This is a genomic window from Arthrobacter ginkgonis (genome assembly GCF_039540195.1).
GTDB classification, from domain to species: Bacteria; Actinomycetota; Actinomycetes; order Actinomycetales; family Micrococcaceae; genus Zafaria; species Zafaria ginkgonis.
The window spans coordinates 593,551-617,228 of the sequence record NZ_BAABEO010000008.1 but is presented as its reverse complement, the minus strand read 5'-3'; the positions used below and the strand labels follow the sequence as shown (position 1 = coordinate 617,228).

Sequence of the window (23,678 nt, the reverse complement as noted above, 5' to 3'; positions counted from 1 at the left end):
GCCCCGGCGCCCGCCCGGTCCTACGCTGGAGGCATGGAAGCACTTCCTCTCGCCTATGAAGAGTATTTGGCCGGCCTCGATGAGCACCTCCGCACCGCGATGCTGCCGGTGTTCCGGGAGTCAGTGACGGAACACCAGTACGGCGTGTTGATCCGGGGAACCGGACTGCACGACCTCCAGGCGGTGGTGGACGAGACCCTTCCCTACGGGGAAGTCAGGATCGACGCATACTGACGGCCTGTCAGCGCCCGGCGGTTGCCGGCAGCCAGTAGTCTGGGGGGCACGAATCGTTCCGCGAGCGCAGGACCATGACAACGGGGTCATGGACGCCGGCTCCGGGGAAAGGCGACGATGACGTTGAGTTCGGCCCAGACAGACGGAAACCAGACGAGCGGAAACCAGGCAGGATGGACGCGGGTGGGGGAGCGTTCGTGGGTCCGCCCCGACGGCGGATTCGCGCTGAACACCGGCCTGGTGATCGGTGACGAGCGCGCCCTGCTGGTGGACACCGGATCCGGCCCGCGGGAGGCCGCCGAGATCTTCGCCGCCGTCCGCACCCTCACCGACCTCCCGCTGGTGGTCGTGAACACCCACGCCCACGGCGACCACTTCTTCGGCAACGCCTACTTCCGTGCCCGCGGGGTGGAGGACATCTGGGCCCACACCGCCGCCGTGCGCATGATGGAGGAGACCGGGGAGCGCCAGCGCCGGATGGTCCGCGAATTCGAGCCGGAAATGGCCGCCGCCGAGGGCCCGGACACCGGGATCGACCTTCCCAACCGCCTCGTCTCCGACCAGCCGGTGGACCTGGACCTGGGCGGCCACAAGGTCACCCTCTTCCATCTGGGCCGCGCCCACACCGAAGGTGACCTGCTGGTCGGCTCCGGCAACGTGCTCTTCGCCGGGGACATCGTCGAAGAGGGAGCGCACCCCAGCTTCGAGGATTCCTTCCCCTACGAGTGGCAGAAGGTCTTGGGCAAGCTGATAGCGATCGACGAACTCTACACCGTGATCGTGCCGGGCCACGGGGCCGTGGTGGACCCGGATTTCGTCCGCACCCAGTACCACCGGCTGCTCCAGGCCATCCGGACCACCACCACGGCCATCCACGAGTCGTCCACCGACTACACCAAGGCCGTGCCGGTGCTGCCCTACGGGCCGGTGCAGTCGCGGCACCTGATCCTGCGCATGAAGGCCACCGGGCCCGGCGGTGCCAGGATGATGCTCCGCTAGGATCGTCGGGCCCGGCCCGCCGGCGTCCGCCGTTTTGGCACGGTGCCGCCGCCGCTCCGGTGGAGGCGAGACTACGATGTCCCGGTGACCAGCGGCGAATTCAGACTCAGGGACCTTGCGTTCAGCGTTTATGCACCATCGCTGCTGTATTCGGTCGGCACCGGGGCCATCCTGCCCGTCATCGCGCTCAGCGCCCGCGGGTTGGGGGCCTCGGTCGCCGCCGCGGCGCTGACCATCACGCTCATCGGCATCGGTTCGCTGCTCACCAATGTCCCCGCCTCGATGATCACCGCCCGCTTCGGCGAGCGCGCCGCCATGATCGGCGCTGCCGCCTGGGCGACCTGCGGCATGGGGCTGGCCCTGGCCGCCCCCGTGCTGGGCGTCTTCGCGGCGGGCATCCTCATGATCGGCATGGCCGGTTCGGTCTTCAACCTCGCCCGGCAGAGCTTCCTTGCCGAGGCGGTCCCGGTGCAGTTCCGCGCCCGTGCCATGTCCACGCTGGGTGGGGTGTCCCGCATCGGGACGTTCATCGGCCCGTTCGTTTCCGCCGCCGTCATGCTGTGGTTGGGCCTGCCCGGGGCGTACTGGACCGGGCTGGCCGCCATGGCCGCCGCCACGGTGGTCAGCATCCGGATCCCGGACCTTGCCGGCGTCGTTCCCGGCGGGCGGCACCCCGCGGGGAACGACGCCGTCCGGCCCACCATCCGTTCGATCGCGGCCTCCCACAAGCGGGTCCTGGCCACGCTGGGCGTGGGCGTGATGCTGATTTCCGCGGTGCGCGCCACCCGGCAGGCGGTCATCCCGCTCTGGGCGGAGCAGTTGGGGCTCGATGCTCCCACGGCGTCGGTGATCTATGGCCTGTCAGGTGCCGTGGACATGCTGGTCTTCTACCCGGCGGGCAAGCTCATGGACCGCAAGGGACGGGTCGCGGTGGCGGTGCCGGCCATGGTGGTCATGGGCATCGCCCTGGCGCTGCTGCCGCTGACCTCCCAGGCCGCGACCCTGCTGGCCGTGGCCATGCTGCTGGGTTTCGGCAACGGCATCGGCTCGGGGATCGTGATGACGCTGGGGGCCGACTTCTCGCCCCGCGCGGGGCGCCCCCAGTTCCTGGGCCTGTGGAGGCTGCTCTCCGACACCGGGGTCATGGGCGGACCCGTGGTGCTGTCCGTGATGACCGGAGCGGTGTCCCTGGCCTCGGGCATTTGGGCGGTGGCGGCGCTGTCCTTCGCCGGGGCCGCCATCTTCGGGTACTTCATCCCGCGCACCCCGCGGTCCGGGTAGTGGCGGGCAGCGGCCGGCTCAGCCCCGCCGGCGGGTCTGGTGGGAGAAGAACGCGGATCCGAGGCCGAAGAGGAAGGCCGCGGAACCGCCGATGAACAGCACCGCCGCCAGAAGGTGCCAGCCGAGCAGGCCGGCCGTGCCCTGCAGCGCCGACGGCCCGATCACCAGCTGGTACACGGCGACGGCTCCGGCCAGGCCCGCCACCCCGGGCACCCACAGCACCGCCTGCCACAGGCGCGCGGACGCCCAGTGCGTGTTGGGACCCTCCCACACGTTCCACCACGGCTCCCGGCGCAGGAGCACCAGTCCGCCGAGCAGCCCCCAAAACGCCGCCATCAGGTAGGCGCCGAGGATGTCGGCGGGGCGGTGCCAGCCGAGCACCAGGGTCGCCATGCCGGCCACGGCGGCATAGAGGCCGCCGAGCGCCGCCACCAGGGGCCGCCAGCGGGGCGAGGCGACCAGGAGCACCGCCACCATGGCCGCGGCGGCGAAGGTCGTGTGCCCGGACGGGAAGGAATTCACCGACGCCGCGGAAATGTCCTTGTCCGGCCGCTCGAGCACCAGGTGCTTGAGCACCTGGGTGCTCAGCGCGGCGCCCGCGAACGCTGCCGCCGCCACGGCAGGGGCCCACACGCTGCGCCGCACGGCCGCAGCCGCCAGCAGCGCCAGCGCCCCGATCACGGCGGAGGCCTCCGGCAGGTACCCCAGGAACGCCAGCGCCGGGCGGCGGGCGGTGTCCGCGCCGAGGTAGGCCTCGGCCCCGCGCAGCGCGGTTTCGTCCGCCAGCTGCCCGGTTACGGTCAGGACGAAGCCCCAGTAGACGGCGCCGAAGGCCGCGGCTACGCAGAGCATGCCGAGGATCCACAGCGCCGGGTGCGGGGCGGCCCTGTGGGATGTTCCCCGCCGGGCCGGATGTGCCTTGGTTCGAATCATCGCAGTACAGCCTGCCACACCGGCGTGGGAAAACGCTGTGCACGCGGGTCCCGCGGTGACTTCCGTGGCGGTGACTACTGTGGAGACATGACCGAGACCGTACCCGCCGGGGTCCCCGGCGCCAACTTCCCCAGTGCCGAAGAGCTGGCCGCCCGCGCCCACGTGGTGGTGCTGCCGCTGAAGGTCCGTTTCCGCGGCGTCGTCGAACGCGAGGTCCTGCTGCTGGACGGCCCGGCCGGCTGGGCCGAGTTCGCTCCCTTCACCGAGTACGGCGACGCCGAGGCGGCGGCGTGGCTGCGCGGCGCGATCGAGGCCGGCTGGGAGGGCTACCCCGAACCGGTGCGCACGCACGTGCCCGTGAACGCGACGGTGCCGGCGGTCCCGGCCTCCGGCGTCGAACGCGTGCTGGCCGCGTACGACGCGGCCCACACCGTGAAGATCAAGGTCGCCGAGGCGGGGCAGGCGCTGGCGGACGACGTCGCCCGTGTCGCCGAAGTGCGCCGGCTGCTGCCGGGGGCGGCCCTGCGGGTGGACGCGAACGCGGGCTGGAGCCTGGACCAGGCGCTGGAGGCGCTGGAGGCGCTGGCCCCGTACGGGCTGCAGTACGCCGAACAGCCGGTCGCCGGCATCGAGGGGCTGCGCCGGCTGCGCATGGAGGTGGCCCGCCGCGGGCTCGGCATCCCCATCGCCGCGGACGAATCCGTCCGCAAGGAATCGGACCCGCTCGCGGTGGCGCGCGCGGAGGCCGCCGACCTGATCGTGGTCAAGGCTCCGCCGCTGGGCGGGGTGCGCCGCGCGCTGCGGATCGTCGCCGAGGCGGGCCTGCCCGCCGTCGTCAGCTCCGCGCTGGACACCTCCGTCGGCACCCGGACCGGGGCGGCCCTGGCCGCGGCGCTGCCCGAGCTTCCCTACGCGTGCGGGCTCGGCACGGTCTCCCTGTTCGCGGCCGACGTCGCGGCCGAACCCTACGTGGCCCGCGGCGGGATGCTGGACCTGCGCACGGTCGCCGCCGACCCGGAGCTGGTGGAGCGCCACGCGGCCGATCCGGCCCGCCGGCGCTGGTGGCTCGAGCGGCTGCGCCGGTGCCGGGAACTGGTGGTTCCGGGAACTTAGGCTCCCGTTCACCCGCCGGTGGGCACGCCGTAGTTTGCCCCTGACAAGGTCTGTTCGGAAAACCCGCCCAGACCTTGCGTAAGGACCGCCATGAGCCCCACCTTCCTGCCGATGCTCGGACACACCCGCGGAAACCGTTCAGCGGCGACCTGCCACTTCAAGTGCGGGAACGCCTGCGCCCAGGACGTGTGCAACACGTCCACGAACAACTACTTCCGCGACATCGCTGACGCGGCGCTCTCGCGCCGCGCGCTGCTGGGCCTGGGCGGCGTGGCCGCGGCCGCGGTGGCGATCGGCGTGGACGTCGCGCAGGCCCCGGAGGCCTCCGCCGACTTCGGCGGGTTCGGGCAGGGCGGCGGGAAGCTGCGGTTCACCGCGATCGAACCGGTCGCGCGCACCGTGGACGAGGTCACCGTTCCCGCCGGCTACGACTGGGAACCGATCATCCGCTGGGGCGACCCGCTCTTCCGCAAGACCCCCGACTTCGACATCGACAACCAGACCGCCAAGGCCCAGGCCGGACAGTTCGGGTACAACAACGACTACCTGAACATCATCGCGGACAAGGGCAGCAGCCGCTCCGGCGTGCTCGTGGCCAACCACGAGTACACCAACGAGGACATCATGTTCGACCCGGCGTGGCTGGCCGCCAACCCGGACGAGGCCCGCCGCACCGCCATGGCCGCGCACGGCTTCGCCGTCGTGGAGCTGCGCCGCAAGAAGGCCGGCGCCAAGTGGGAATACGTGCGCGGAGGCGCGCGCAACCGCCGCATCACCGCCACCACCGTCTTCGCCGTCGACGGCCCCGCCGCCGGCTCGGACCTGCTCAAGACCGTCGCCGACCCGACCGGCAAGCGCGTCCTGGGCACGCTGAACAACTGCGCCGGCGGCACCACCCCGTGGGGCACCGTGCTCTCCGGCGAGGAGAACTTCAACCAATACTTCCAGGGCACCGGCTCGGACACCGATTCCCGGTACGGCATCTCCTCCGGCGCCACCGAGCGCGGCTGGGAGCTGACCGACCCGCGCTTCTCCGGCCAGAACGCCGGCTACGCGAACGAGGTCAACCGCTTCGGCTGGGTCGTGGAGATCGACCCGCAGGACCCGACCTCCACCCCGGTCAAGCACACCGCGCTGGGCCGCTTCAAGCACGAGGGCGCGAACGTCCGCATCGCCGCCGACGGCCGCGCGGTCTCCTACTCCGGCGACGACGAGCGCTTCGACTACGTCTACAAGTTCATCTCCAAGGACAAGTACAAGCCGGGCAACAAGAAGCACAACCTGACGCTGCTCTCCGCCGGCGACCTGTACGTCGCCCGGTTCAGCGGCGGCTCGCCGGCTGCCGAGATCGACGGGTCCGGGAAGGTGCCGGCGGACGGCTCCTTCGACGGTTCCGGGGCCTGGCTGCCGCTGGTGGTCAACGGAGAGTCCAAGGTCGAGGGGATGAGCGTCGAGGAGGTCCTGGTCTACACCCGCCTCGCCGCGGACAAGGTCGGCGCCACCAAGATGGACCGCCCGGAGGACGTGGAGCCGAACCCGGTCACCGGCAAGCTGTACATCGCGCTGACGAACAACACCGACCGCGGCAAGGCGGGCAAGAAGGCCGGCGCCGACGAGGCGAACCCGCGCGCGGGCCTGACCAGCGCCACCAGCAACCGCGACGGCCACGTCATCGAGCTCACCGAGACGGGCAACGACGCCGCGGCGCTGACCTTCGGCTGGAACATCCTGCTGCTGTGCGGGGACCCGCAGGCGCCGGCCTCCCAGCTGTACTTCTCGGGGTACCCGGCGGAGAAGGTCTCCCCGATCGCCTGCCCGGACAACCTGGCGTTCGACTCCAAGGGCAACCTCTGGATCTCCACCGACGGCCAGCCGGGCACCATCGGCTACTGCGACGCCCTGCACAAGGTCACCCTCACGGGTCCCGACCGCGGCCGCGTCGAGCAGTTCCTGGCCGTCCCGGCAGGGGCGGAGACCTGCGGGCCGGTCATCCACGACCGCGACAACTCCGTCTTCGTGGCCGTCCAGCACCCGGGCGAGGGCGGCACCTTCGCCGCGCCGACCTCCCTGTTCCCGGACTACGTCGCCAGCAAGAGCCGGGAGAAGCGCGGCCAGGCGTACGCACCGCGCCCGGCCGTGGTCCAGGTCTTCAGCTCCCGCGGCAACAGCGGCGTCGGCCGCTCCCGCGGCGCCCGGGGCTAGCGGCAGGCCCGCCCCGGAACGCTTCCCACGCTCGCCGTGGCCACACCGGGGCCTGCCGCCTCCCGGATTTTGCTACCTTCCGGTGGGTGTTTCCAGGATTGCGCTCGCTTGGAGGCAGTGATTCGGAGATAGTGCACCTAGACCCGTGCACATAGGCCCGCGCCCCTCTGCCCGCGCAGCACGACGGCGGCGTGCGGCTTCCGCAACGAAGCCGCCCCCCGCCGTCGTCGCGTCTCCTGGTGGAAGCTGCGGTGCGCAGAATTCCGCCGCGACTGCCCCGGAGGTAGCAGAATCCCGGCGGGACTGCCTGGGAGGCAGCAAAATCCGGGCGGGTGGGGAGGGAGGGACGGCGGCGGATAGGCTGGTGGCCATGACCGCCGCACCTTCCGCACTGACCTCGCTTGAGTCCGCCCGGCTGGCGGTGGCCGCGCTGGCCGAGGGAGGGGTCCGCCACGTGATCGTCTGCCCCGGCTCGCGCAGCGCGCCGCTGGCCTACGCGCTGGCCGAGGCCGAGTCCCGCGGCGCCGTCACGTTGCACGTGCGCATCGACGAGCGGGACGCCGGGTTCACCGCGCTGGGCCTGGCGCTGGCCACCGGCCGGCCGGCCGCCATCGTCACCACCTCCGGCACCGCCGTCGGCGAGCTGCTGCCCGCGGTGATGGAGGCCAACCACGCCGGCGTGCCGCTGGTGGTGCTCTCCGCCGACCGGCCCGAGGAACTGCGGGGCACCGGCGCCAACCAGACCACCGACCAGACGGCGCTTTTCGGCACCCACGTCAGGCACTGCGCCGACCTTCAGGCCGGGACCGACCCGGTCCCCGAACTGCGCCGCGCCCTGCTGGCGGCGGAGGGGATCGTCGCCGCGGACGGGCATCCCGGCCCCGGAACCGCCGGGATGGGCGGGATGGGTGGGGTCTCCGTCCAGGTGGGGCCCTGCGGGCCCGTCCACGTGAACCTGGCCTTCCGGGATCCGCTGGTCCCGGAACCGGGGGACCGGCTGCCGTCCGCCGGCCCGGACGACGCCGGCCGCACCGGGTCCGCGGACCACCCGGCTCCCGTGGACGGATCCGGCCCCGCGGAGCGCGAGGGGTCCCGGCCGCTGGCCCTCCCCGACCTGGCCGAGCGGCGCACGGTCGTCGTCGCCGGGCACGGCGCGGGGCCGGTCGCCGAGGCGTTCGCGCGCGCCCACCGGCTGCCGCTGCTGGCCGAGCCCAGCTCCAACGCGCGGTTCGGACCCCACGCCGTGGGGCCCTACCGCCTGCTGCTCAACCCCTTCGGGGACCTGATCGAACGCGTGGTGGTCTTCGGGCGCCCCACGCTCAGCCGCCCCGTGGCCCGGCTGCTGGACCGCGCGGACCTGCCCGCGGCCCTCTACGTGCCCGAGCCCGTCGGATGGTTCACGCCGGGACGCCGCCGCGAACGCGTCGTCGAGGAACTCGACGACCTCTCCCTCTTCGCCGGGACCGGCCCGGCGGGGTGGCTGGAGGCCTGGACCCGGGCCGGACACGCCGCCGCGGCCGCCGTGGACGCCGCGATCCTGGACGCGGACCGGCTGAACGGTCCCTCCGCGGCCCGGGCGGTCTGGGAGGCCGCCGCCGGGAACCTGCTGCTCGGCTCCTCCAACGCCATCCGCGACGCCGACCTCGCCGGCGTCCCCGCGGCGGCCCCCGCCGCCCGGGTGTTCGCCAACCGCGGCCTGGCCGGCATCGACGGAACCCTGGCCACGGCCACCGGGATCGCGCTCGGGGCGGGACCGGGGGCGCGCACCACCGCCCTGATCGGTGACGTCACCTTCCTTCACGACGCCGGCGGCCTGCTGCTCGGCGACGGCGAACCAGAGCCGGACCTGGACATCGTGGTGCTCAACGACGCCGGGGGAGCGATCTTCTCCACCCTTGAGCACGGCGGGATCGCCGAATCCGGCCGCTACGGGCGCACCGTGGAGCGGCTGTTCGGAACCCCGCACCGCGTCCGGATGAACCGCCTCGCCGCCGCCTACGGGGTGGCCCACGTGCGGGTGGACACCCCCGAGGACCTGCGCGCCGCGCTGGCCTCGAGGGGTCGGGGACGCCGCATCGTGGAGGTCGCGATCGACCGCACCGGCGTGCGCGAACTGCACCGCCGGATCGCCGCCGCCGTGCAGGAGGCCGTCCCGGCCAGCGCCACCCGTTCGGCCAGTCCAGCCGGCCCGGACCCGGCCGCCGTCCCGGCGGCGGCGGCGGGCCAGGGGGCACAGCGGATCCACAGCGGGTCACAGCCGGGGACATAGCGGTCCCGGGCAGACTGGGACCATGAGCACCCCCGAGAACCACACCGCCGGGAACCCCAACACTGAAGACCGGGGGCCCCACCCCGACCACGACCGCGGACTCGAATTCGACCTGCGCACCCTCGTGAGCCGACGCCGCGCGCTGGGCCTGGCCTTCGGCGGGGCGGCCGCCGCGGCGCTGGCCGCCTGCGCACCCCCGGACAGCACCGGGAGCGGCACCGCGTCAGGCGCCAGTTCCGCCGGCGCATCCACGAGCGCCTCCAGCGGCGCAACCGCGGCCGCCTCGGCGTCGGCCTCCGAATCCGCGGTGACGCGGGCGATCGCCGAGTGCGGCGTCGAGATTCCCACCGAGACCGCCGGCCCCTATCCGGGCAACGGCAGCAACGGGCCGAACGTGCTGGAGGAGTCGGGGATCGTGCGCCGGGACATCACCGGCAGCTTCGGCGGCGGCGACGTCACCTCCGTGGAGGGCGTGCCGATGACGCTGACCCTGACCATCCTCGACTCCTCCAACGGGTGCGCGCCCTACGGGGGCGCCGCCGTCTACGCCTGGCACTGCGACCGCGACGGGAAATACTCGATGTACGACGCCGGGTTCGAGGACGACAACTTCCTCCGCGGGGTCCAGGAGGCGGACGAGAACGGGCAGGTCACCTTCACCACGATCTTCCCCGGCGCGTACAACGGGCGCTGGCCGCACGTGCACTTCGAGGTCTTCGATTCGCTGAACAACATCAATTCCACCGGGCAGGTCCTGAAGGTCTCCCAGGTCGCGCTGACCGAGGCCGCCTGCAACACGGTCTACGCCAGCGCCGGATACGAAACCAGCAAGCGGAACTTCCCGAACACCCCGCTGGCCCGGGACAACGTCTTCCGGGACGACGGCGGCGTGCACCAGTTGGCGACCATCACCGGGTCCGTGGGGGACGGGTTCGCGGCCGCGCTGAACGTCACGCTCTGACGGAACGGAAACGCCGCGGGGCCCCGCACAGGATGTGCGGGCCCCGCGGCGTTCGCGTTTTCGCGGTGCGGCAGCGGTCAGAGGACCTTCCCGAGGAAGGCCCGGGTCCGTTCCTGCTGCGGGTTCGCGATGACCTCGCGCGGCGGGCCGGACTCGACCACCACGCCGCCGTCCATGAACGTGAGGGTGTCGCCCACCTCGCGGGCGAAGCCGATCTCGTGGGTCACCACCATCATGGTCATGCCGTCGCGGGCCAGGTCCTTCATCACGTTGAGCACGTCGCCGACCAGCTCCGGGTCGAGCGCCGAGGTGGGCTCGTCGAAGAGCATCAGCTCCGGGTCCATGGCCAGGGCGCGGGCGATCGCCACACGCTGCTGCTGGCCGCCGGAGAGCTGGGCCGGGTAGTGGTTGGCCCGGTCGGACAGGCCCACGCGGTCCAGCAGCTCCAGCGCCCGCGTTTTGGAGGCGGCCCGGGACTGGCCCTTGACCTGGACCGGGGCCTCCATCACGTTCTCCATGGCCGTCTTGTGGCCGAAGAGGTTGAAACGCTGGAAGACCATGCCAATGTTGCGGCGCTGGCGGGCGATGTCCTTGACCGGCAGCATGTGCAGCCGGCCGTGCTTCTCGACGTAGCCCATCAGTTCGCCGTCCACGTAGATGCGGCCGGCGCTGGCGGTCTCCAGCATGTTCACGCAGCGCAGCAGGGTCGACTTGCCGGACCCGGAGGGACCGATCACCACCGACACCTCGCCCTGGCCGATGGCCATGTCGATGCCGCGCAGCACGTGCTGGTCGCCGAAGTACTTGTGGACGCCCTCGATGCGGACAAGGTCCTCTTTGGTCCCGGTCATCGTCCGCTCTCCTCGATGTATTCGCCGTCCACGGCCGTGGCCCCGCCGCTGAGCTTGGGCGGGTTGTGCTCGTCGATGCCGGCGGCGGCCGCCTTGGCCGCGGCCGGGTTGATCACCGGGCCGCGGGCCCCGGACACGTTGTCCACGCCCCTGCCGTAGTGCTTTTCGATGAAGTGCTGGCCCACCATCAGGATGCTGGTGATGATCAGGTACCACAGCGCCGCCACGATCAGCAGCGGGATGGGCAGGTAGGTCCGGTTCGCCAGCGCGTTGGTCTGGAAGGTGAGGTCCAGGGTGAACGGCACGGCCAGGACCAGCGAGGTGGTCTTGAGCATGCCGATGGTTTCGTTGCCGGTGGGCGGCACGATCACACGCATCGCCTGCGGCAGCACGATGCGCCACATGATCTTGCGGCCGCGCATGCCCAGGGCCTCCGCGGCCTCGGTCTGGCCCTTGTCCACGGACTTCAGGCCCGCGCGGAAGATTTCCGCCAGGTAGGCGGATTCGTTCAGGCCAAGGCCCAGAACGGCCGCCCAGAAAGCGACGAGGTAGTCCTGGGTGTTGAAGGAGAACAGTTCGGGGCCGAACGGGACGCCGACGGACATCTTCGGGTAGAGGACGGCCAGCAGGCCCCAGAACACCAGCTGGGTGTAGACAGGGGTGCCGCGGAAGAACCACACCCAGGTCCAGCTGGACCAGCGGAAGATCGGGTTGTCCGACTGGCGCATGAACGCCAGCAGGATGGCCAGCACGATCGCCAGGACCATCGAGACCGCGGTCAGCAACAGCGTCCAGCCGACGCCCTGGATGACGCGCGTGTCGCGGAAGTAGAGCCAGACGACGTCCCACCGGAAGTTGGGGTTGGTGGCCAGGCTCTGGATGAGCAGGGCCAGGAAGATCAGGATGACGGCGGCGCCGGCCCACCGTCCGGGGTGGCGCACCGGAACCGCGTCGATCAGTTCCGGTGCGTCGGTGCCCGTTGCAGGGATTGTGGTCGAACGCATCAGACGGCCGGGTTGACCTGGGATTCGGTGACGGCGCCGTCGGCAACGCCCCAGGTCTCAAGGATCTGGGTGTAGCTGCCGTCCTCGATCAGCTTGGCCACGACCTGCTGGACCAGGTCGGCCATGGCCTCGTCGTTCTTGGCGACCGCGATGCCCTGCGGGGCGGAGTCGTAGGTGTCGCCGAACCGCTCGAGCTGGCCGCCCGTCTGGGACAGGGCGTAGCCGACGATCGGGGAGTCGGCGGCCATCGCGTCGATGCTGCCGTTGACCAGGCGGGTGGTGATGTCCGTCTGGGCCTTGAGCGTGATGATGTCGATCGCTTCCTTGCCGGCGTCGAGGCACTCCTTGTTGCGGTCGGACAGGTCCGGGTTCTCCTGGACGGTGCCGGTCTGCACGCCGATGGAACGGCCGCAGATGTCCTCGAAGGAGAAGTTGGTCGGGTTGCCGGTCTTGACCGCCCAGGCGGTTCCGGCCTGGAAGTAGCTGACCATGTTGACGGCGGCGAGGCGCTCGTCGTTGATGGTGAAGGAGGAGATGCCCAGGTCGTACTTGGAGCCGAGCGCGGGCAGGATGCCGGTGAACTCGGCGGTCTGCACGTCGACCTCGAGGCCCAGGACGGCGCCGATGGCCTTGGCCATGTCGACGTCGTAGCCGACCGGGGTCTGGTTGTCCGTGCCGAGGAACTCGGCCGGGGCGTAGGAGGTGTCCGAACCGAAGATCAGGGTGCCGCGGGAGCGGATCTTCTCGGGAACGAGGGCCGCGAGGGTCTCGTCCTTGGCGATCGTCGTCGGGTCGAAGCTGGAGGCCGCGGCGCCGGAGGTCGTCGCGCCCGAACCGCCGGTCTCCGACGCGTTGGTGCACGCGGTGAGCGCCAGCAGGCCCGCTGCTGCCAGCGCGAGCGTCTTGGTGAAGGTGGAAGTGATCCGCATTGTGTGTGTCACTTTCGTCTCGGATTGGTGGGTCCGGAGGGAGGCTTGTAATGCTTCGTAATTCTAGCCCGCTGACTTGCGCGCCGAGAGATATGCATCACAGGCTACATTCGATCACTAGTTGTAAACAACTGGTTTTTTGGCAACACATGAAAGCGCCGCGGAAACGGCCGTTCCCGGCCGCCGGCTAGAGGTTCAGCGCCTCGCGCATCGGCCGCATCTTGGCCCAGGTTTCCGCCAGTTCCGCCTCCGGATCCGATGCCGCCACGATGCCACACCCCGCATAGAGGCGCACCCGCAGGGGGGATTCCACGACGCCTCCGCGCAGGGCGATGCCGAACTCGCCGTTCCCCGCGGCATCCACCCAGCCCACCGGCCCGGCGTACGGACCGCGGTCCATGCCCTCGAGCTCGCGCAGCAGTTCGCCGGCGACCGCCGTCGGGGTGCCGCAGACGGCGGCCGTGGGATGCAGGGCCTCGGCGAGGTCGAGCGCGGAGGGCGAGGTGCCGTCGGCGCGCACCGACAGCTGCGCCTCGACGTCGGAGGCCAGGTGCCACACGTTGGGCAGCTCCAGGACGAACGGCTCCGCGGGGGCGTCCATCCGATCCACCAGCGGCCCGAGCTGCTCGGTCAGCGAATCGATGGCGATCTGGTGTTCGTGGCGCTGCTTCTCGTCGCCGGCCAGCATCCGGTGGGCGTAGCCGGGATCCCCGGCGGGTGCGCCGGCGCGGTCCAGCGTGCCGGCGAGCACGCGGGCCCGGGCGGTGCTGCCCACCACCTCCACCAGCATCTCCGGGGTGGAACCGATCAGCCCGTCCACCGCGTAGGTCCAGCAGTCCCCGTAGCGCAGCGCCAGTTCGCGCAGCACCTGGGCCACCGCGACCGGGGAACCCAGCTCCGCCACGGCGTCGCGGGCCAGCACCAGCTTGGTGAGCTTGCCGGCGGCGATCGCCTCCACCCCGGCCGCCACCGCGGCGCGGTAGCCGTCCTCGGACACCTGTCCGGGCACCAGCCGGTCCCCGCCCCGGGCCAGCTCGTGCTCGGCGGAGACCTCGTCCAGCAGCACGGCCAGGCGTTCCTCGGCGGCTTGGACGCTCAGTTCCGCGGCGGGGTCCGCCGTCGTGTAGGTCAGCCAACTGGTGTCGCCGCGGCGGCCCACCACGAGCTCGGGCACCACCAGCCGCGACACGTGGGCGCTGGCGTGGGAGAAGGCGAAGGAAGCGAAGGCCGGCAGGCCGGTGCCGGGCTCCGCCAGCGGGTTCTCCACCTGGGCCGCCCCCGTCGCGGCGGCCCACCAGGCGCGCGCTGCGGCGAAGCGGTCCCGCCCGGCCGACTCGAAGCGCGCCGCCTCGCCGAAGCCGACCATGCCGTCGCCGCGCCGGCTCCAGACCAGCGCGTCGTCGCGGACGAAGTAGTCGAACAGGCCGTTCTCGCCCATCGGCGGACGGCGGACGGTGAAGCTGCGCAATGCGGGCACGGGGGCCGCGGCGGCCGGCGGGGAGGGCAGCGGCGCTGCGGCCAGCGGACCTCCGGCCACCGGAACCGCGGCACCGAGGGAATCGATACTCATGGTGGCTCAAGCCTACTCGGCGAGGGTCCCACCTCGAGCGCCAGCGAGTGGTGGGAGCCGAGGAGGCGCTACTCGGCGAGGGTCCCACCTCGAGCGCCAGCGAGTGGTGGGAGCCGAGGAGGCGCTACTCGGCGAGGGTCCCGCCTCGAGCGCCGGCGAGTGGTGGGAGCCGAGGAGGCGGTAATCCGTTTGGCGCGGCGGCCCGGATTTTCGCCCCCGTGGGGAACTGGGGGAGAATGGGGCGCGTGAGCCGTGCATCGCTGGAGAAGCGTCCCGAAGAAGTCCAAGCCATGTTCGACGACGTCGCCCCGCGCTACGACGTCGTCAACGACATCCTCTCCCTGGGCCAGACCCGGCGCTGGCGCAAGATCGTGGTGGAAGCCGTCGGCGCGGCCCCGGGCCAGCGCGTGCTGGACCTGGCCGCGGGCACCGGCACCTCTTCCGAGCCGTACGCCGACGCCGGCGTGCACGTGGTCGCCTGCGACTTCTCCCAGGGCATGCTGCAGGTCGGCAAGAGCCGCCGCCCCGACATCGACTTCGTGGCCGGCGACGCCACCAACCTGCCGTTCGCCGACGGCAGCTTCGACGCCGCGACCATCAGCTTCGGGCTGCGCAACGTCAACGAGCCCAAGAAGGCGCTCGCCGAAATGCTGCGCGTGGTCAAGCCCGGCGGCAAGCTGGTGGTGGCCGAGTTCTCCCACCCGACGTTCGCCCCGTGGCGCACCGTCTACTCCGAGTACCTGATGCGTGCGCTGCCGGCCATCGCGACCAAGGTGGCCTCCAACCCGACCGCCTACGTCTACCTGGCCGAATCCATCCGGGCCTGGCCGAACCAGGACGGCCTGGCCGCCTGGATCGACGAGGCCGGCTGGGAGGACTGCCGCTACCGCAACCTCACCGGCGGGATCGTCGCCGTCCACCGGGCCGTCAAGCCCCTCGCCGCGGGGTAGCCGGGTTTGTCTGTCCTGATTGTTGGGGCCGGCCCGGCCGGTTCGACCGCAGCCCACTACCTGGCGCGCGCCGGCGTCGACGTCACCGTCCTGGAGAAGACGGCGTTCCCGCGGGAAAAGGTCTGCGGCGACGGCCTCACCCCGCGCGCGGTGCGCGAGATGCGGCTCCTCGGCCTGCCCCATGAGGAGGCCGAGGGCTGGCGCCGGAACAAGGGCCTGCGCCTGGTAGCCGGCGGCCGCACCATCGAGATGCCCTGGCCGGAACTTTCCGACTTCCCGGACTACGGGCTGATCCGCACCCGGCTCGGCTTCGACGAGGCGCTGGCCCTGCACGCCCGCGCCGCCGGCGCCACCATCCTCGAGCGCCACTCCGTCTCCGACGCACTCCGCGACGCCACCGGCCGCGTCATCGGCGTCCGCGCCAACCTGCTCGACGAGCGCGGACGCAAGACGGGGGAGTCGAAGGACTTCCATGCCGACGTCGTGCTCGCCGCGGACGGAAACTCCGCCCGCACCGCGCTGAGCCTGGGCTACGAGAAGCGCGACGACCGCCCGCTGGGCGTGGCCTACCGGACCTACTTCACCAGTCCCCGCCACGAGGACGACTGGATGGAGGGGTGGCTGGAACTGCCGGACAAGGCCGGCAACCCGCTGCCCGGCTACGGCTGGGTCTTCGGCGTCGGCGACGGCACCTCCAACGTCGGCCTGGGCATCCTGAACTCCTCCAAGCAGTTCGGCAAGCTCGACTACCGCCAGGTGCTGCGCGACTGGACGGCCGGGATGCCCGCCGAATGGGGATTCACCGCCGAGAACCAGGTCGGGGAGATCCGCGGCGCCGCGCTGCCGATGGGCTTCAACCGCACCCCGCACTACTCGCCCGGGCTGCTGCTGCTCGGAGACGCCGCCGGAATGGTGTCCCCGTTCAACGGCGAGGGCATCAGCTACGCGATGGAATCGGGCCGCTACGCGGCCGAACTGGCCATCGACGCGCAGGCGGGGGTCCGGGGCACGACGCCGGCCGCCCGGGACGCGCTGTACGCCTCCTACGCGGACGTGGTGCGCGGGAAGTGGGGCAGCCACTTCACGCTGGGCCGCTCCTTCGCCACGCTCATCGGCAAGCCGGCGGTCATGAAGCTGGCGCTGCGCACCGGCATGGGCGTGCCGCCGCTGATGCGCTTCGTGGTGCGGATGCTGGCCAACCTCACCGACGAGGGAGGCAGCGCGTTTGAGGATAGAGTGATCCATGTATTGGAGAGGCTGGCTCCCCCCACCAGCAACCAGCGTGCTCCCCGCGCGCTGGCCGCCACCAACGACGGATAGTAAGCGCTAGAACGTGACTGATTCCCAGACCAACTGGACCGCAGCCGGACACGGCGTGCCGGCCTCCGTGGACCTGAACCCGGAGACCAGCGCTCTGGCTGCCGTGGTGAACCTCCCGCCGGGCTTCGCGGCGGTGGCCGGGGACCCGGAGTTCGGGCCCGCCATCGCGACGGGCATGGCCCGGGTCGAAAAGCTGCTGCGCGACGCGATCGCCAACTCCGACCCGCTGATCGACGCCACCAGCCGCCACCTGGTGGAGGCCGGCGGCAAGCGCATCCGGCCGCTGCTGGTGGTGCTGTCCTCGCTGCTGGGCGGCGGGGTGAACGACGACGTCCTCAAGGCCGCGACCATCGTGGAACTGACCCACCTGGCCACGCTGTACCACGACGACGTCATGGATTCGGCGCCGTACCGCCGCGGCGCCCCCACGGCCCACGAGGTCTGGGGCAACTCGGTGGCCATCCTCACCGGCGACCTGATCTTCGCCCGCGCCTCCATCCTGGGGGCGGAGCTGGGGCCGCAGGCCGTGATGCTCCAGGCCCAGACGTTCGAACGGCTCTGCCTGGGCCAGCTGCACGAGTCCGTCGGCCCCCGCGAGGACGAGGACGCGGTGGGGCACTACCTGCAGGTCATTGCGGACAAGACCGCGTCCCTGCTCTCGACCTCGGGGATCTTCGGCGTCCTGTTCGGCGGTGCCGGGCAGTACGTGGAGACGATGCGCGAGTACGGGGAGAAGGTCGGCGTCGCCTTCCAGCTGGCCGACGACGTCATCGACGTCACCGGCGCGAAGGTGCGCTCGGGCAAGACCCCCGGGACCGACCTGCGCGAGGGCGTCCCGACGCTGCCGGTGCTGCTGCTGCGCGACGCGGCCGCCGCGGGCGACGCCTCCGCGGCCGCCGTGCTGGAACTGGTGGACGGGGACCTGAGCGGGGACGAGGCGCTGGCCGAGGCCGTGCGCGCCGTGGCCGGGCACCCGTGCACGCAGCAGGCCTGGGCCGTGGCCCGCGAATGGGCCGACGATGCAGGTGCCGTGCTGGCCCCGCTGCCGGAAGGGCCGGTCAAGGCCTCGCTGGCGGCCTTCGCCGACGCGGTCGTCACCCGCGAACTCTAGGCGCCGGATCCGTAAGACCACGACGGCGGGGCGGGAACCTTTCGTAGCAAAGGTTCCCGCCCCGCCGTCGTTTGCGGTCCCGGCCTGAGGGAACCCGGCAAGAATCAGAGGAATTCGGGCAGGACCGCGCGCAGCTCCGCGGCCTTGCGGGCGCGGACCTCCACCGGGACCCGGTGGCGCAGCTGCTTGTAGAGCTCGTCGCCGTGGAAGCGCGGGAACACGTGCAGGTGGTAGTGCCACACGTGCTGGTTTCCGGCGGGCTCGTTGTGCTGGCGCACGCTGGTGCCGTCGGGGTCCCAGGCCCGCTTCATGGCCAGGGCGATCTTGCGGGACATCACCATGATGTCCGCCGCGGTGCCGTCCGGCAGGTCGTAGAGCGTCTCGTGGTGCTCGGTGGGGACCACCATCACGTGGCCGCCGTGGTTGCCGAAGCCGTCGCAGGCCATGAACGCCATGACGGTCCGGTCCCGGTGGACCAGGTCGCTGAGGGCGCAGAGGTTCTCGGGGGAGCGGATCTCGCCGTCGCGCAGCTCGCAGAACGGGCAGGCGTAGTTTTCCGGGGCATGGCTGGACCAGAGCTGCTGCCCGGCCCGGGATTGCCCCGCGTCCACGCGGCTAGTCCCCAAGCTCCGGCTCGAGCTCCTCGAAGACCCACTCGAACATGTCCAGCACGTATTCGCTGAAGGTGCCTTCCTCGCTCTTCCAGGTCCCGCGCGCGTTCAGGCGGCGGTGCACGATCGGGTCGGGCACGTCCAGCTGGTCCGCCCGCACGCCCCAGACGTACTTCTCCTCCTCGTCCTCCATGAAGAGCAGGTAGCCGTCCTCGATCTCGAGTTCTTCCGGGTCCCAGATGTAGTAGTAGGCCTCCATGAGGTCCTCGCACCCGCCCAGGGCCAGGTAGAACTCGCGCAGCGCCAGCGGAATGTCCACGCCGGACACCTCGAGGGCCTCGTTCAGCTCCCGGGAGGTCAGCCCGTCCTCGGGCTGCCACGCATCGTCCAGGTACTGCGGGACCAGGGAACGGAACTTCTCGAGGAACATCTCAGCCATGCCCCAAATCCTATCCTCCCGAGCCGTCACTGGATGTCCCGCGCGGCCAGCGCGAGCCACAGCTGGACCCGGTCGGCCGTGTTGGAGGGGTCGTAGCCGCTCAGGTCGCTGACCTGCTGCAGGCGATAGCGCACCGTGTTGCGGTGCAGCCCCATCCGGTCCGCGACAGCGCCCACGCTGCCGTCCAGTTCCAGGTAGGTGCGCAGCGTGGACATCAGGTCCGCCGAATGGACGGAATCGAAGTCCTCCAGCGGATGCAGCGCCTCCTTGGCGAGCGCGGCCAGCGGCACGTCATGGGCGGCCAGCAGCAGGGAGGTCAGCGACAGCCGGGAGGGGCGGTTCACCCGTTCCCCGTGGCGCAGGGCCTCCAGGGCCTCGAAGTAGCTCCAGCGCAGCCCCTTCGCCTGGACGTAGGAGCCGCCGAAGGCGACGCGGGAGGGCACCCCGGCCCCGTGCAGGAAGGCGTCCAGTTCCCGGGCCACCGGCTCGGCGTCCTCCGTGGCCAGCACCACCGCGAGCCGGTCCTCCACCAGGGCCCCCGCAGCGGAGGCCAGCGCCGGCGGCAGCGGCAGCGTGCGCAGCGCGCGCGGGTGGCCGACGGCCTCGACCAGCAGCACCGCCAGCGGCGCCGAGGTCCCGATCCCCACGCTGGTCAGCCGCAGCGCCGCGTCCTGGCCCTCCAGGCTGCCGCGGGCGAGGTCCTGGAGCACCTGCCCGGCCGCGATGCGCCGGGATTCGCGCAGCCTGGCCTGGCTGGCCAGCTCCACGCCGAGCAGGCCCTGGGCGTAGTCCACCAGCCCGTCGTGCCCGTAGGGTTCGGCGATGGAGAGCACGCAGCGGTCGGTGAATCCGGTGGCGATCGCGACCTCGTGCCAGCGCTCCTGCCCCGGTTCGGGCCCGTAGATGCGCGCCCCGTACTGGTCCAGGGCCACCGCCGTGCCGAGCAGGCGGGAGAGCTCGTGCAGCAGCCCGTGCAGCCCGCCCCCGCCCAGCAGCGCGGCGGCCAGCTGCTGGTGGCCGTGCAGCAGCCGTTCCAGGCGCCCCAAGTGGTCCGCGGCGATCGCCTCGGCGATCATCCGCGTGATCGCGACGAACGGGGTCTCGTAGGGGACCTCGAAGACCGGCAGGCCCAGCTCCTCGGCCCGGCGCACGACGGCGGCCGGAACCTTCGCGTGGGTCAGCCCGGTCCCGTAGCCCAGCGCCAGCGCGCCGGCGTCGCGCACGCGGTCCACGAAGGCCGCCTGCGCGGCCGCTGTCTTCTGCCGCAGCCCGGTGGTGAGCACCACCTCGCCGCCGCCCAGGAACGGGGCGGGGTTCTCCAGTTCGGTCACCGCTGCCCACTGGATGGGTTTTTCGGCGGCGGGCCCCATGGCCGTGAGCGGATGAAGGTGCAGCGGGGCGGATTCCAGCAGCGTGGAAAGGGTTATGGCCATGCACACAAGTGTAGGGAAGTTGTTGTGCGTTTATCCAATGCGCTCCGTCGCGGAGGGGCCTGCCGCCCCGCGCCCGCCGTGGCGGCCGTGCCAACGATTGTTGGAGGAGATTCAGAAGCCTACCGTGGGTCCATGACAACTCCATCCGACGCCGGCGCTGCGGCTGCGGCGGCCGGCCAGCGGGAAGTCTTTTCCTCCCGCCGACTGTTCATACTCTCGGCCATCGGCTCCGCCGTCGGCCTCGGCAACATCTGGCGCTTCCCCTACATCGCCTACGAAAACGGCGGCGGCGCCTTCATCATTCCCTACCTGGCGGCACTGCTGACCGCCGGCATTCCGCTGCTGTTCCTCGACTACGCGCTCGGACACAAGTTCCGCGGCTCGGCCCCGCTGGCCTACCGCCGCCTGCACCGCATGGTCGAGCCGGTGGGCTGGTGGCAGGTGCTGGTGTGTTTCGTGATCGCCGTGTACTACGCGGTGATCATCGCCTGGGCCATCATGTACACCGGGTTCTCCGTGACAACCGCCTGGGGTGATGACGCGTCCGCCTTCTTCACCGGGCAGTTCCTGCAGGTCTCGGAGACCGTCGGCATCGGGTTCGACTATGTGGCCGCCGTGGTCTGGCCGCTGCTGGCCGTCTGGGTGCTCACGATCGTGATCATGGTCGCGGGCGTGAACAAGGGCATCGCCCGCGCCAACAGCATCTTCTTCCCGCTGCTGATGGTGATGTTCGTGATCCTGGTGGTCCAGTCCCTCTTCCTGCCGGGCGCGATCGACGGCCTGAATGCCTTCTTCACCCCGGACTGGGCGGCGCTGGCCAATCCCGGCGTCTGGGCCGCCGCCTACGGGCACACCTTCTTCTCGCTGTCCGTCGCCTTCGGCATCATGGTCACTTACTCCTCCTACCTCAAGCGCAAGACGGACCTGACCGGCTCCGGCCTGGTGGTGGCGTTCTCCAACGGCGGGTTCGAGATCCTTGCCGGCATCGGCGTGTTCGCGGCGCTGGGATTCATGGCCTTCACCGCCGGGACCTCGGTCGCCGACGTGGCCGTGCCGGGCATCGGGCTGGCCTTCATCGGATTCCCCACCATCGCGTCCGCGGCCCCGTTCGGCACCCTGATCGGCATCCTCTTCTTCGGATCCCTGGTCTTTGCCGGAATGGCGTCGCTGGTGTCGATCCTGGAGGTCATCATCGCCGCGGTGGAGGACAAGCTCGGCTGGGGACGAGTGCCCGCCACCCTGGTGGTGAGTATCCCGACCGCGCTGGTGTCCTTGGCGCTGTTCCCCACGACCACCGGGCTGTACCTGCTGGACGTCTCCGATGCGTTCGTCAACATCTTCGGCATCCTCGCCGGCGCGCTGGTCCTGGTCATCCTGGTCGCCTGGGTGCTGCGCAGCCTGCCGAGCCTGTCCCATCACCTGAACCTGGTGTCTTCGCTGAAGATGCGCCGGACGTGGATACTGCTGATCGCGGTCCTGGTTCCCATCCTGCTCGGCTACATCATGATCAATGAGTTCATCGCCAAGATCACCACCCCCTACGAGGGCTATCCGCTGGACTTCCTGGCCGTCTTCGGCTGGGGCATGGCCGCGCTGCTGCCGGTGCTGGCAATCCTGCTCACCTTCATCCCGTGGAGCGCCCGGTCCAAGCTCCACAATCCCGAATACGAACAACACCAGGCCGCATTTGAAGAGGAGGCGGGACAATGAACGGCACCGCCCTGACCCTGATGATCATTTCGATGGTGATGTTGTGGGGAGGCCTGGCTTGGTCCATCGTGAACCTGATCCGCCATCCCGAGGATGAAGGCCACCTGCCCGAGGAACATGCCCCCGAACTCTAGGGCGGCGGCTCCCGGGCCCGCGCCGTTGCCGCCGGGCACCCGCCCGGCCCGGGGCGGTGACGGAGGCTGTGCACTTGCACGGTGGGACGGCGCTTTGGCTGTGCCGTTTCCACTGGTGGAGCGGGCCCGGTGGGCATAGGCTCGCCGCACGAACCCCTTTCATCCCCTGAGGCAACCTGCCGGAAAAGGAACGCCCCCATGGACATTCAGTACCGCCTTGAGCAGAAGCGACGCATCGACGGAGCCTTCCCCGGCCCCAAGTCCGCGGCGCTGGCCGAGCGCCGCAGCTCCGCCGTCGCCGCCGGTGTGGCCTCCTCGGTGCCGGTGTACGCGGTGGACGCCGACGGCGGCGTGATCGTGGACGTGGACGGCAACTCCCTGGTGGACCTGGGCTCCGGTATCGCGGTGACCACCGTGGGCGCCTCCAACCCGAAGGTCGCCGCCGCGGTGGCCGAGCAGGCCGCGCGCTTCACCCACACCTGCTTCATGGTCACCCCCTACGAGGGCTACGTCGAACTGGCGGAGAAGCTGGCCGAGCTGACCCCCGGAAACCACGCCAAGAAGGCCGTGTTCTTCAACTCCGGCTCCGAGGCCGTGGAGAACGCCATCAAGGTCGCCCGCATCGCCACCGGCCGCCAGGCCGTCGTCGCCTTCGACCACGCCTACCACGGCCGCACCAACCTCACCATGGGACTGACCGCCAAGGCCGCCCCGTACAAGCGCGGCTTCGGCCCGCTGGCTCCGGAGATCTACCGGATGCCGATGAGCTACCCGTTCCGTGAGGAGAACCCGAGCATCTCCGGCAAGGAAGCCGCCGAGCGCGCCATCCTGGCCATGGAGAAGCAGATCGGCGGGGACCAGATCGCCGCGATCATCATCGAGCCGATCCAGGGCGAGGGCGGCTTCATCGTCCCGGCCGAGGGCTTCCTGCCGCGCCTGGCCGAGTGGGCCAAGGAGCAGGGCATCGTCTTCGTCGCCGACGAGGTCCAGGCCGGCTTCTGCCGTACCGGCGCCTGGTTCGCCTCCGACCACGAGGGCGTGGTTCCGGACATCCTCACCCTCGCGAAGGGCATCGCCGGCGGCATGCCGCTCTCCGGCATCGTGGGCCGCGCCGACCTGCTCGATTCCGTGCACCCGGGTGGCCTGGGCGGCACCTACGGCGGCAACCCGGTCGCCGTCGCCGGCGCGCTGGCCGCGATCGAGTACATGGAGGAGCAGGACCTCAACGGCCGTGCCCGTGAGATCGAGTCCGCGTTCTACGCCTGGGCCCGCCCGCTGCAGGAGCAGGTCCCGGCCCTCGGCGAGGTCCGCGGCCGCGGCGCCATGCTGGCGCTCGAGTTCGTCAAGCCCGGCGGCAAGGAGCCGGACGCCGACCTGACCAAGAAGATCGCCGCCGACTGCCTGGCGCAGGGCGTGGTCATCCTCACCTGCGGCACCTACGGCAACGTCATCCGCCTGCTGCCGCCGCTGGTCATCGGCGACGAACTGCTTGCCGACTCGCTCGCCGTCCTTGAGGCCGCCATCCGCGCCAACGCGTAGCGGCAAGCACCGGTGTAGCGGCAAGCATCGGCGCAGCCGCGCCCCCGGCGCAACGGCGGCGGCCGGCGCCCTCCTTCGCGGAGGG

The 23,678-nt window shown here is 71.2% G+C and carries 21 protein-coding genes; 13 read left to right on the top strand and 8 right to left on the bottom strand.

The genetic code is table 11. The features are described 5' to 3' along the window. Positions 1 to 33 precede the first annotated feature (33 nt). The 3 genes from ABD912_RS05440 (at position 34) to ABD912_RS05430 (ending at position 2,514) form a co-directional block, all read left to right on the top strand. A complete protein-coding gene (locus tag ABD912_RS05440) occupies positions 34 to 234 on the top strand; it encodes a hypothetical protein (RefSeq protein ID WP_345149045.1) in 201 nt (66 codons plus the stop codon). Between the two features lie 117 nt (positions 235 to 351). Then, positions 352 to 1,233 carry an MBL fold metallo-hydrolase gene (locus ABD912_RS05435; protein ID WP_345149043.1) on the top strand — a complete coding sequence of 294 codons (882 nt, stop codon included), beginning with the start codon at positions 352 to 354 and terminating at the stop codon, positions 1,231 to 1,233. Positions 1,234 to 1,317: 84 nt separating this feature from the next. Then, on the top strand, positions 1,318 to 2,514 hold the full coding sequence (locus tag ABD912_RS05430; protein ID WP_345149041.1) for an MFS transporter: 1,197 nt from the start codon (positions 1,318 to 1,320) through the stop codon (positions 2,512 to 2,514). 18 nt (positions 2,515 to 2,532) lie between these two features. On the opposite strand, the gene ABD912_RS05425 is transcribed toward ABD912_RS05430, so the two are convergent. Then, entirely contained in the window at positions 2,533 to 3,447 is a 915-nt protein-coding gene (locus ABD912_RS05425) for a phosphatase PAP2 family protein (protein ID WP_345149039.1), read from the bottom strand. Positions 3,448 to 3,534: 87 nt separating this feature from the next. Between ABD912_RS05425 and ABD912_RS05420 the strand changes: the two genes are divergently transcribed. The 4 genes from ABD912_RS05420 (at position 3,535) to ABD912_RS05405 (ending at position 9,992) form a co-directional block, all read left to right on the top strand. Next, positions 3,535 to 4,560: an o-succinylbenzoate synthase gene (locus ABD912_RS05420; RefSeq protein ID WP_345149038.1), complete on the top strand. Its 1,026-nt coding sequence runs from the start codon at positions 3,535 to 3,537 to the stop codon at positions 4,558 to 4,560. 90 nt (positions 4,561 to 4,650) lie between these two features. Next, on the top strand, positions 4,651 to 6,762 hold the full coding sequence (locus tag ABD912_RS05415; protein WP_345149037.1) for a PhoX family protein: 2,112 nt from the start codon (positions 4,651 to 4,653) through the stop codon (positions 6,760 to 6,762). 370 nt (positions 6,763 to 7,132) lie between these two features. Next, positions 7,133 to 9,031: a 2-succinyl-5-enolpyruvyl-6-hydroxy-3-cyclohexene-1-carboxylic-acid synthase gene (gene menD, locus ABD912_RS05410; protein WP_345149036.1), complete on the top strand. Its 1,899-nt coding sequence runs from the start codon at positions 7,133 to 7,135 to the stop codon at positions 9,029 to 9,031. A gap of 22 nt (positions 9,032 to 9,053) precedes the next feature. Further along, positions 9,054 to 9,992 (top strand): intradiol ring-cleavage dioxygenase, encoded by a 939-nt coding sequence (locus ABD912_RS05405; RefSeq protein WP_345149035.1) that lies wholly within the window; start codon positions 9,054 to 9,056, stop codon positions 9,990 to 9,992. 77 nt (positions 9,993 to 10,069) lie between these two features. Here the strand turns inward: ABD912_RS05405 and ABD912_RS05400 are convergent, their stop codons facing one another. The 4 genes from ABD912_RS05400 to ABD912_RS05385 form a co-directional block, all read right to left on the bottom strand. Then, a complete protein-coding gene (locus tag ABD912_RS05400; protein ID WP_345149034.1) occupies positions 10,070 to 10,843 on the bottom strand; it encodes an amino acid ABC transporter ATP-binding protein in 774 nt (257 codons plus the stop codon). Continuing rightward, positions 10,840 to 11,847, bottom strand: a complete 1,008-nt coding sequence (locus ABD912_RS05395; RefSeq protein WP_345149033.1) for an amino acid ABC transporter permease — start codon at positions 11,845 to 11,847, stop codon at positions 10,840 to 10,842. The genes ABD912_RS05400 and ABD912_RS05395 overlap by 4 nt, the downstream gene beginning before the upstream one ends. Continuing rightward, the gene (locus ABD912_RS05390) at positions 11,847 to 12,776 is read right to left on the bottom strand and encodes an ABC transporter substrate-binding protein (RefSeq protein WP_345149032.1); all 930 of its coding nucleotides are present in this window, start codon (positions 12,774 to 12,776) and stop codon (positions 11,847 to 11,849) included. Before ABD912_RS05390 ends, ABD912_RS05395 begins: the two co-directional genes overlap by 1 nt. Positions 12,777 to 12,963: 187 nt before the next feature. Next, positions 12,964 to 14,214, bottom strand: a complete 1,251-nt coding sequence (locus tag ABD912_RS05385) for an isochorismate synthase (protein ID WP_345149423.1) — start codon at positions 14,212 to 14,214, stop codon at positions 12,964 to 12,966. 377 nt (positions 14,215 to 14,591) lie between these two features. Between ABD912_RS05385 and ABD912_RS05380 the strand changes: the two genes are divergently transcribed. From ABD912_RS05380 to ABD912_RS05370, 3 genes are read left to right on the top strand one after another with little or no spacing between them, the layout of a single operon-like run. Further along, a complete protein-coding gene (locus ABD912_RS05380; RefSeq protein ID WP_345149031.1) occupies positions 14,592 to 15,296 on the top strand; it encodes a demethylmenaquinone methyltransferase in 705 nt (234 codons plus the stop codon). A gap of 6 nt (positions 15,297 to 15,302) precedes the next feature. Then, entirely contained in the window at positions 15,303 to 16,616 is a 1,314-nt protein-coding gene (locus ABD912_RS05375) for a geranylgeranyl reductase family protein (protein WP_345149029.1), read from the top strand. 13 nt (positions 16,617 to 16,629) lie between these two features. Next, positions 16,630 to 17,727, top strand: coding sequence for a polyprenyl synthetase family protein (locus ABD912_RS05370; RefSeq protein WP_345149028.1), 1,098 nt, complete (start codon positions 16,630 to 16,632; stop codon positions 17,725 to 17,727). A 104-nt stretch (positions 17,728 to 17,831) separates the two neighbouring features. Here the strand turns inward: ABD912_RS05370 and ABD912_RS05365 are convergent, their stop codons facing one another. The 3 genes from ABD912_RS05365 to ABD912_RS05355 are packed head-to-tail and all read right to left on the bottom strand — an operon-like array spanning position 17,832 to position 20,210. Further along, complete coding sequence (locus ABD912_RS05365) at positions 17,832 to 18,338, bottom strand: HIT family protein (protein ID WP_345149026.1); 507 nt, start codon at positions 18,336 to 18,338, stop codon at positions 17,832 to 17,834. A 4-nt stretch (positions 18,339 to 18,342) separates the two neighbouring features. Then, positions 18,343 to 18,777 carry a hypothetical protein gene (locus tag ABD912_RS05360; RefSeq protein ID WP_345149025.1) on the bottom strand — a complete coding sequence of 145 codons (435 nt, stop codon included), beginning with the start codon at positions 18,775 to 18,777 and terminating at the stop codon, positions 18,343 to 18,345. A 26-nt stretch (positions 18,778 to 18,803) separates the two neighbouring features. After that, positions 18,804 to 20,210, bottom strand: coding sequence for a PucR family transcriptional regulator (locus ABD912_RS05355; protein WP_345149024.1), 1,407 nt, complete (start codon positions 20,208 to 20,210; stop codon positions 18,804 to 18,806). Between the two features lie 132 nt (positions 20,211 to 20,342). Between ABD912_RS05355 and ABD912_RS05350 the strand changes: the two genes are divergently transcribed. The 3 genes from ABD912_RS05350 to gabT all read left to right on the top strand — a co-directional run bounded on the left by ABD912_RS05350 (position 20,343) and on the right by gabT (position 23,593). Then, on the top strand, positions 20,343 to 21,920 hold the full coding sequence (locus tag ABD912_RS05350) for a sodium-dependent transporter (RefSeq protein WP_345149022.1): 1,578 nt from the start codon (positions 20,343 to 20,345) through the stop codon (positions 21,918 to 21,920). After that, complete coding sequence (locus ABD912_RS05345) at positions 21,917 to 22,054, top strand: methionine/alanine import family NSS transporter small subunit (RefSeq protein WP_345149021.1); 138 nt, start codon at positions 21,917 to 21,919, stop codon at positions 22,052 to 22,054. The genes ABD912_RS05350 and ABD912_RS05345 overlap by 4 nt, the downstream gene beginning before the upstream one ends. Positions 22,055 to 22,252: 198 nt before the next feature. After that, entirely contained in the window at positions 22,253 to 23,593 is a 1,341-nt protein-coding gene (gabT, locus tag ABD912_RS05340; RefSeq protein ID WP_345149019.1) for a 4-aminobutyrate--2-oxoglutarate transaminase, read from the top strand. Positions 23,594 to 23,678: the final 85 nt, after the last annotated feature.

Excerpts from the sequence above, each read along its gene's own strand:
- ABD912_RS05440 (WP_345149045.1), top strand. The coding sequence starts at position 34 with ATGGAAGCACTTCCTCTCGCCTATGAAGAGTATTTGGCCGGCCTCGAT.
- ABD912_RS05435 (WP_345149043.1), top strand. The coding sequence starts at position 352 with ATGACGTTGAGTTCGGCCCAGACAGACGGAAACCAGACGAGCGGAAAC.
- ABD912_RS05425 (WP_345149039.1), bottom strand. The coding sequence starts at position 3,447 with ATGATTCGAACCAAGGCACATCCGGCCCGGCGGGGAACATCCCACAGG.
- ABD912_RS05420 (WP_345149038.1), top strand. The coding sequence starts at position 3,535 with ATGACCGAGACCGTACCCGCCGGGGTCCCCGGCGCCAACTTCCCCAGT.
- ABD912_RS05415 (WP_345149037.1), top strand. The coding sequence starts at position 4,651 with ATGAGCCCCACCTTCCTGCCGATGCTCGGACACACCCGCGGAAACCGT.
- menD (WP_345149036.1), top strand. The coding sequence starts at position 7,133 with ATGACCGCCGCACCTTCCGCACTGACCTCGCTTGAGTCCGCCCGGCTG.
- ABD912_RS05405 (WP_345149035.1), top strand. The coding sequence starts at position 9,054 with ATGAGCACCCCCGAGAACCACACCGCCGGGAACCCCAACACTGAAGAC.
- ABD912_RS05400 (WP_345149034.1), bottom strand. The coding sequence starts at position 10,843 with ATGACCGGGACCAAAGAGGACCTTGTCCGCATCGAGGGCGTCCACAAG.
- ABD912_RS05395 (WP_345149033.1), bottom strand. The coding sequence starts at position 11,847 with ATGCGTTCGACCACAATCCCTGCAACGGGCACCGACGCACCGGAACTG.
- ABD912_RS05390 (WP_345149032.1), bottom strand. The coding sequence starts at position 12,776 with ATGCGGATCACTTCCACCTTCACCAAGACGCTCGCGCTGGCAGCAGCG.
- ABD912_RS05385 (WP_345149423.1), bottom strand. The coding sequence starts at position 14,214 with ATGGGCGAGAACGGCCTGTTCGACTACTTCGTCCGCGACGACGCGCTG.
- ABD912_RS05360 (WP_345149025.1), bottom strand. The coding sequence starts at position 18,777 with ATGGCTGAGATGTTCCTCGAGAAGTTCCGTTCCCTGGTCCCGCAGTAC.
- ABD912_RS05355 (WP_345149024.1), bottom strand. The coding sequence starts at position 20,210 with ATGGCCATAACCCTTTCCACGCTGCTGGAATCCGCCCCGCTGCACCTT.
- ABD912_RS05350 (WP_345149022.1), top strand. The coding sequence starts at position 20,343 with ATGACAACTCCATCCGACGCCGGCGCTGCGGCTGCGGCGGCCGGCCAG.
- ABD912_RS05345 (WP_345149021.1), top strand. The coding sequence starts at position 21,917 with ATGAACGGCACCGCCCTGACCCTGATGATCATTTCGATGGTGATGTTG.
- gabT (WP_345149019.1), top strand. The coding sequence starts at position 22,253 with ATGGACATTCAGTACCGCCTTGAGCAGAAGCGACGCATCGACGGAGCC.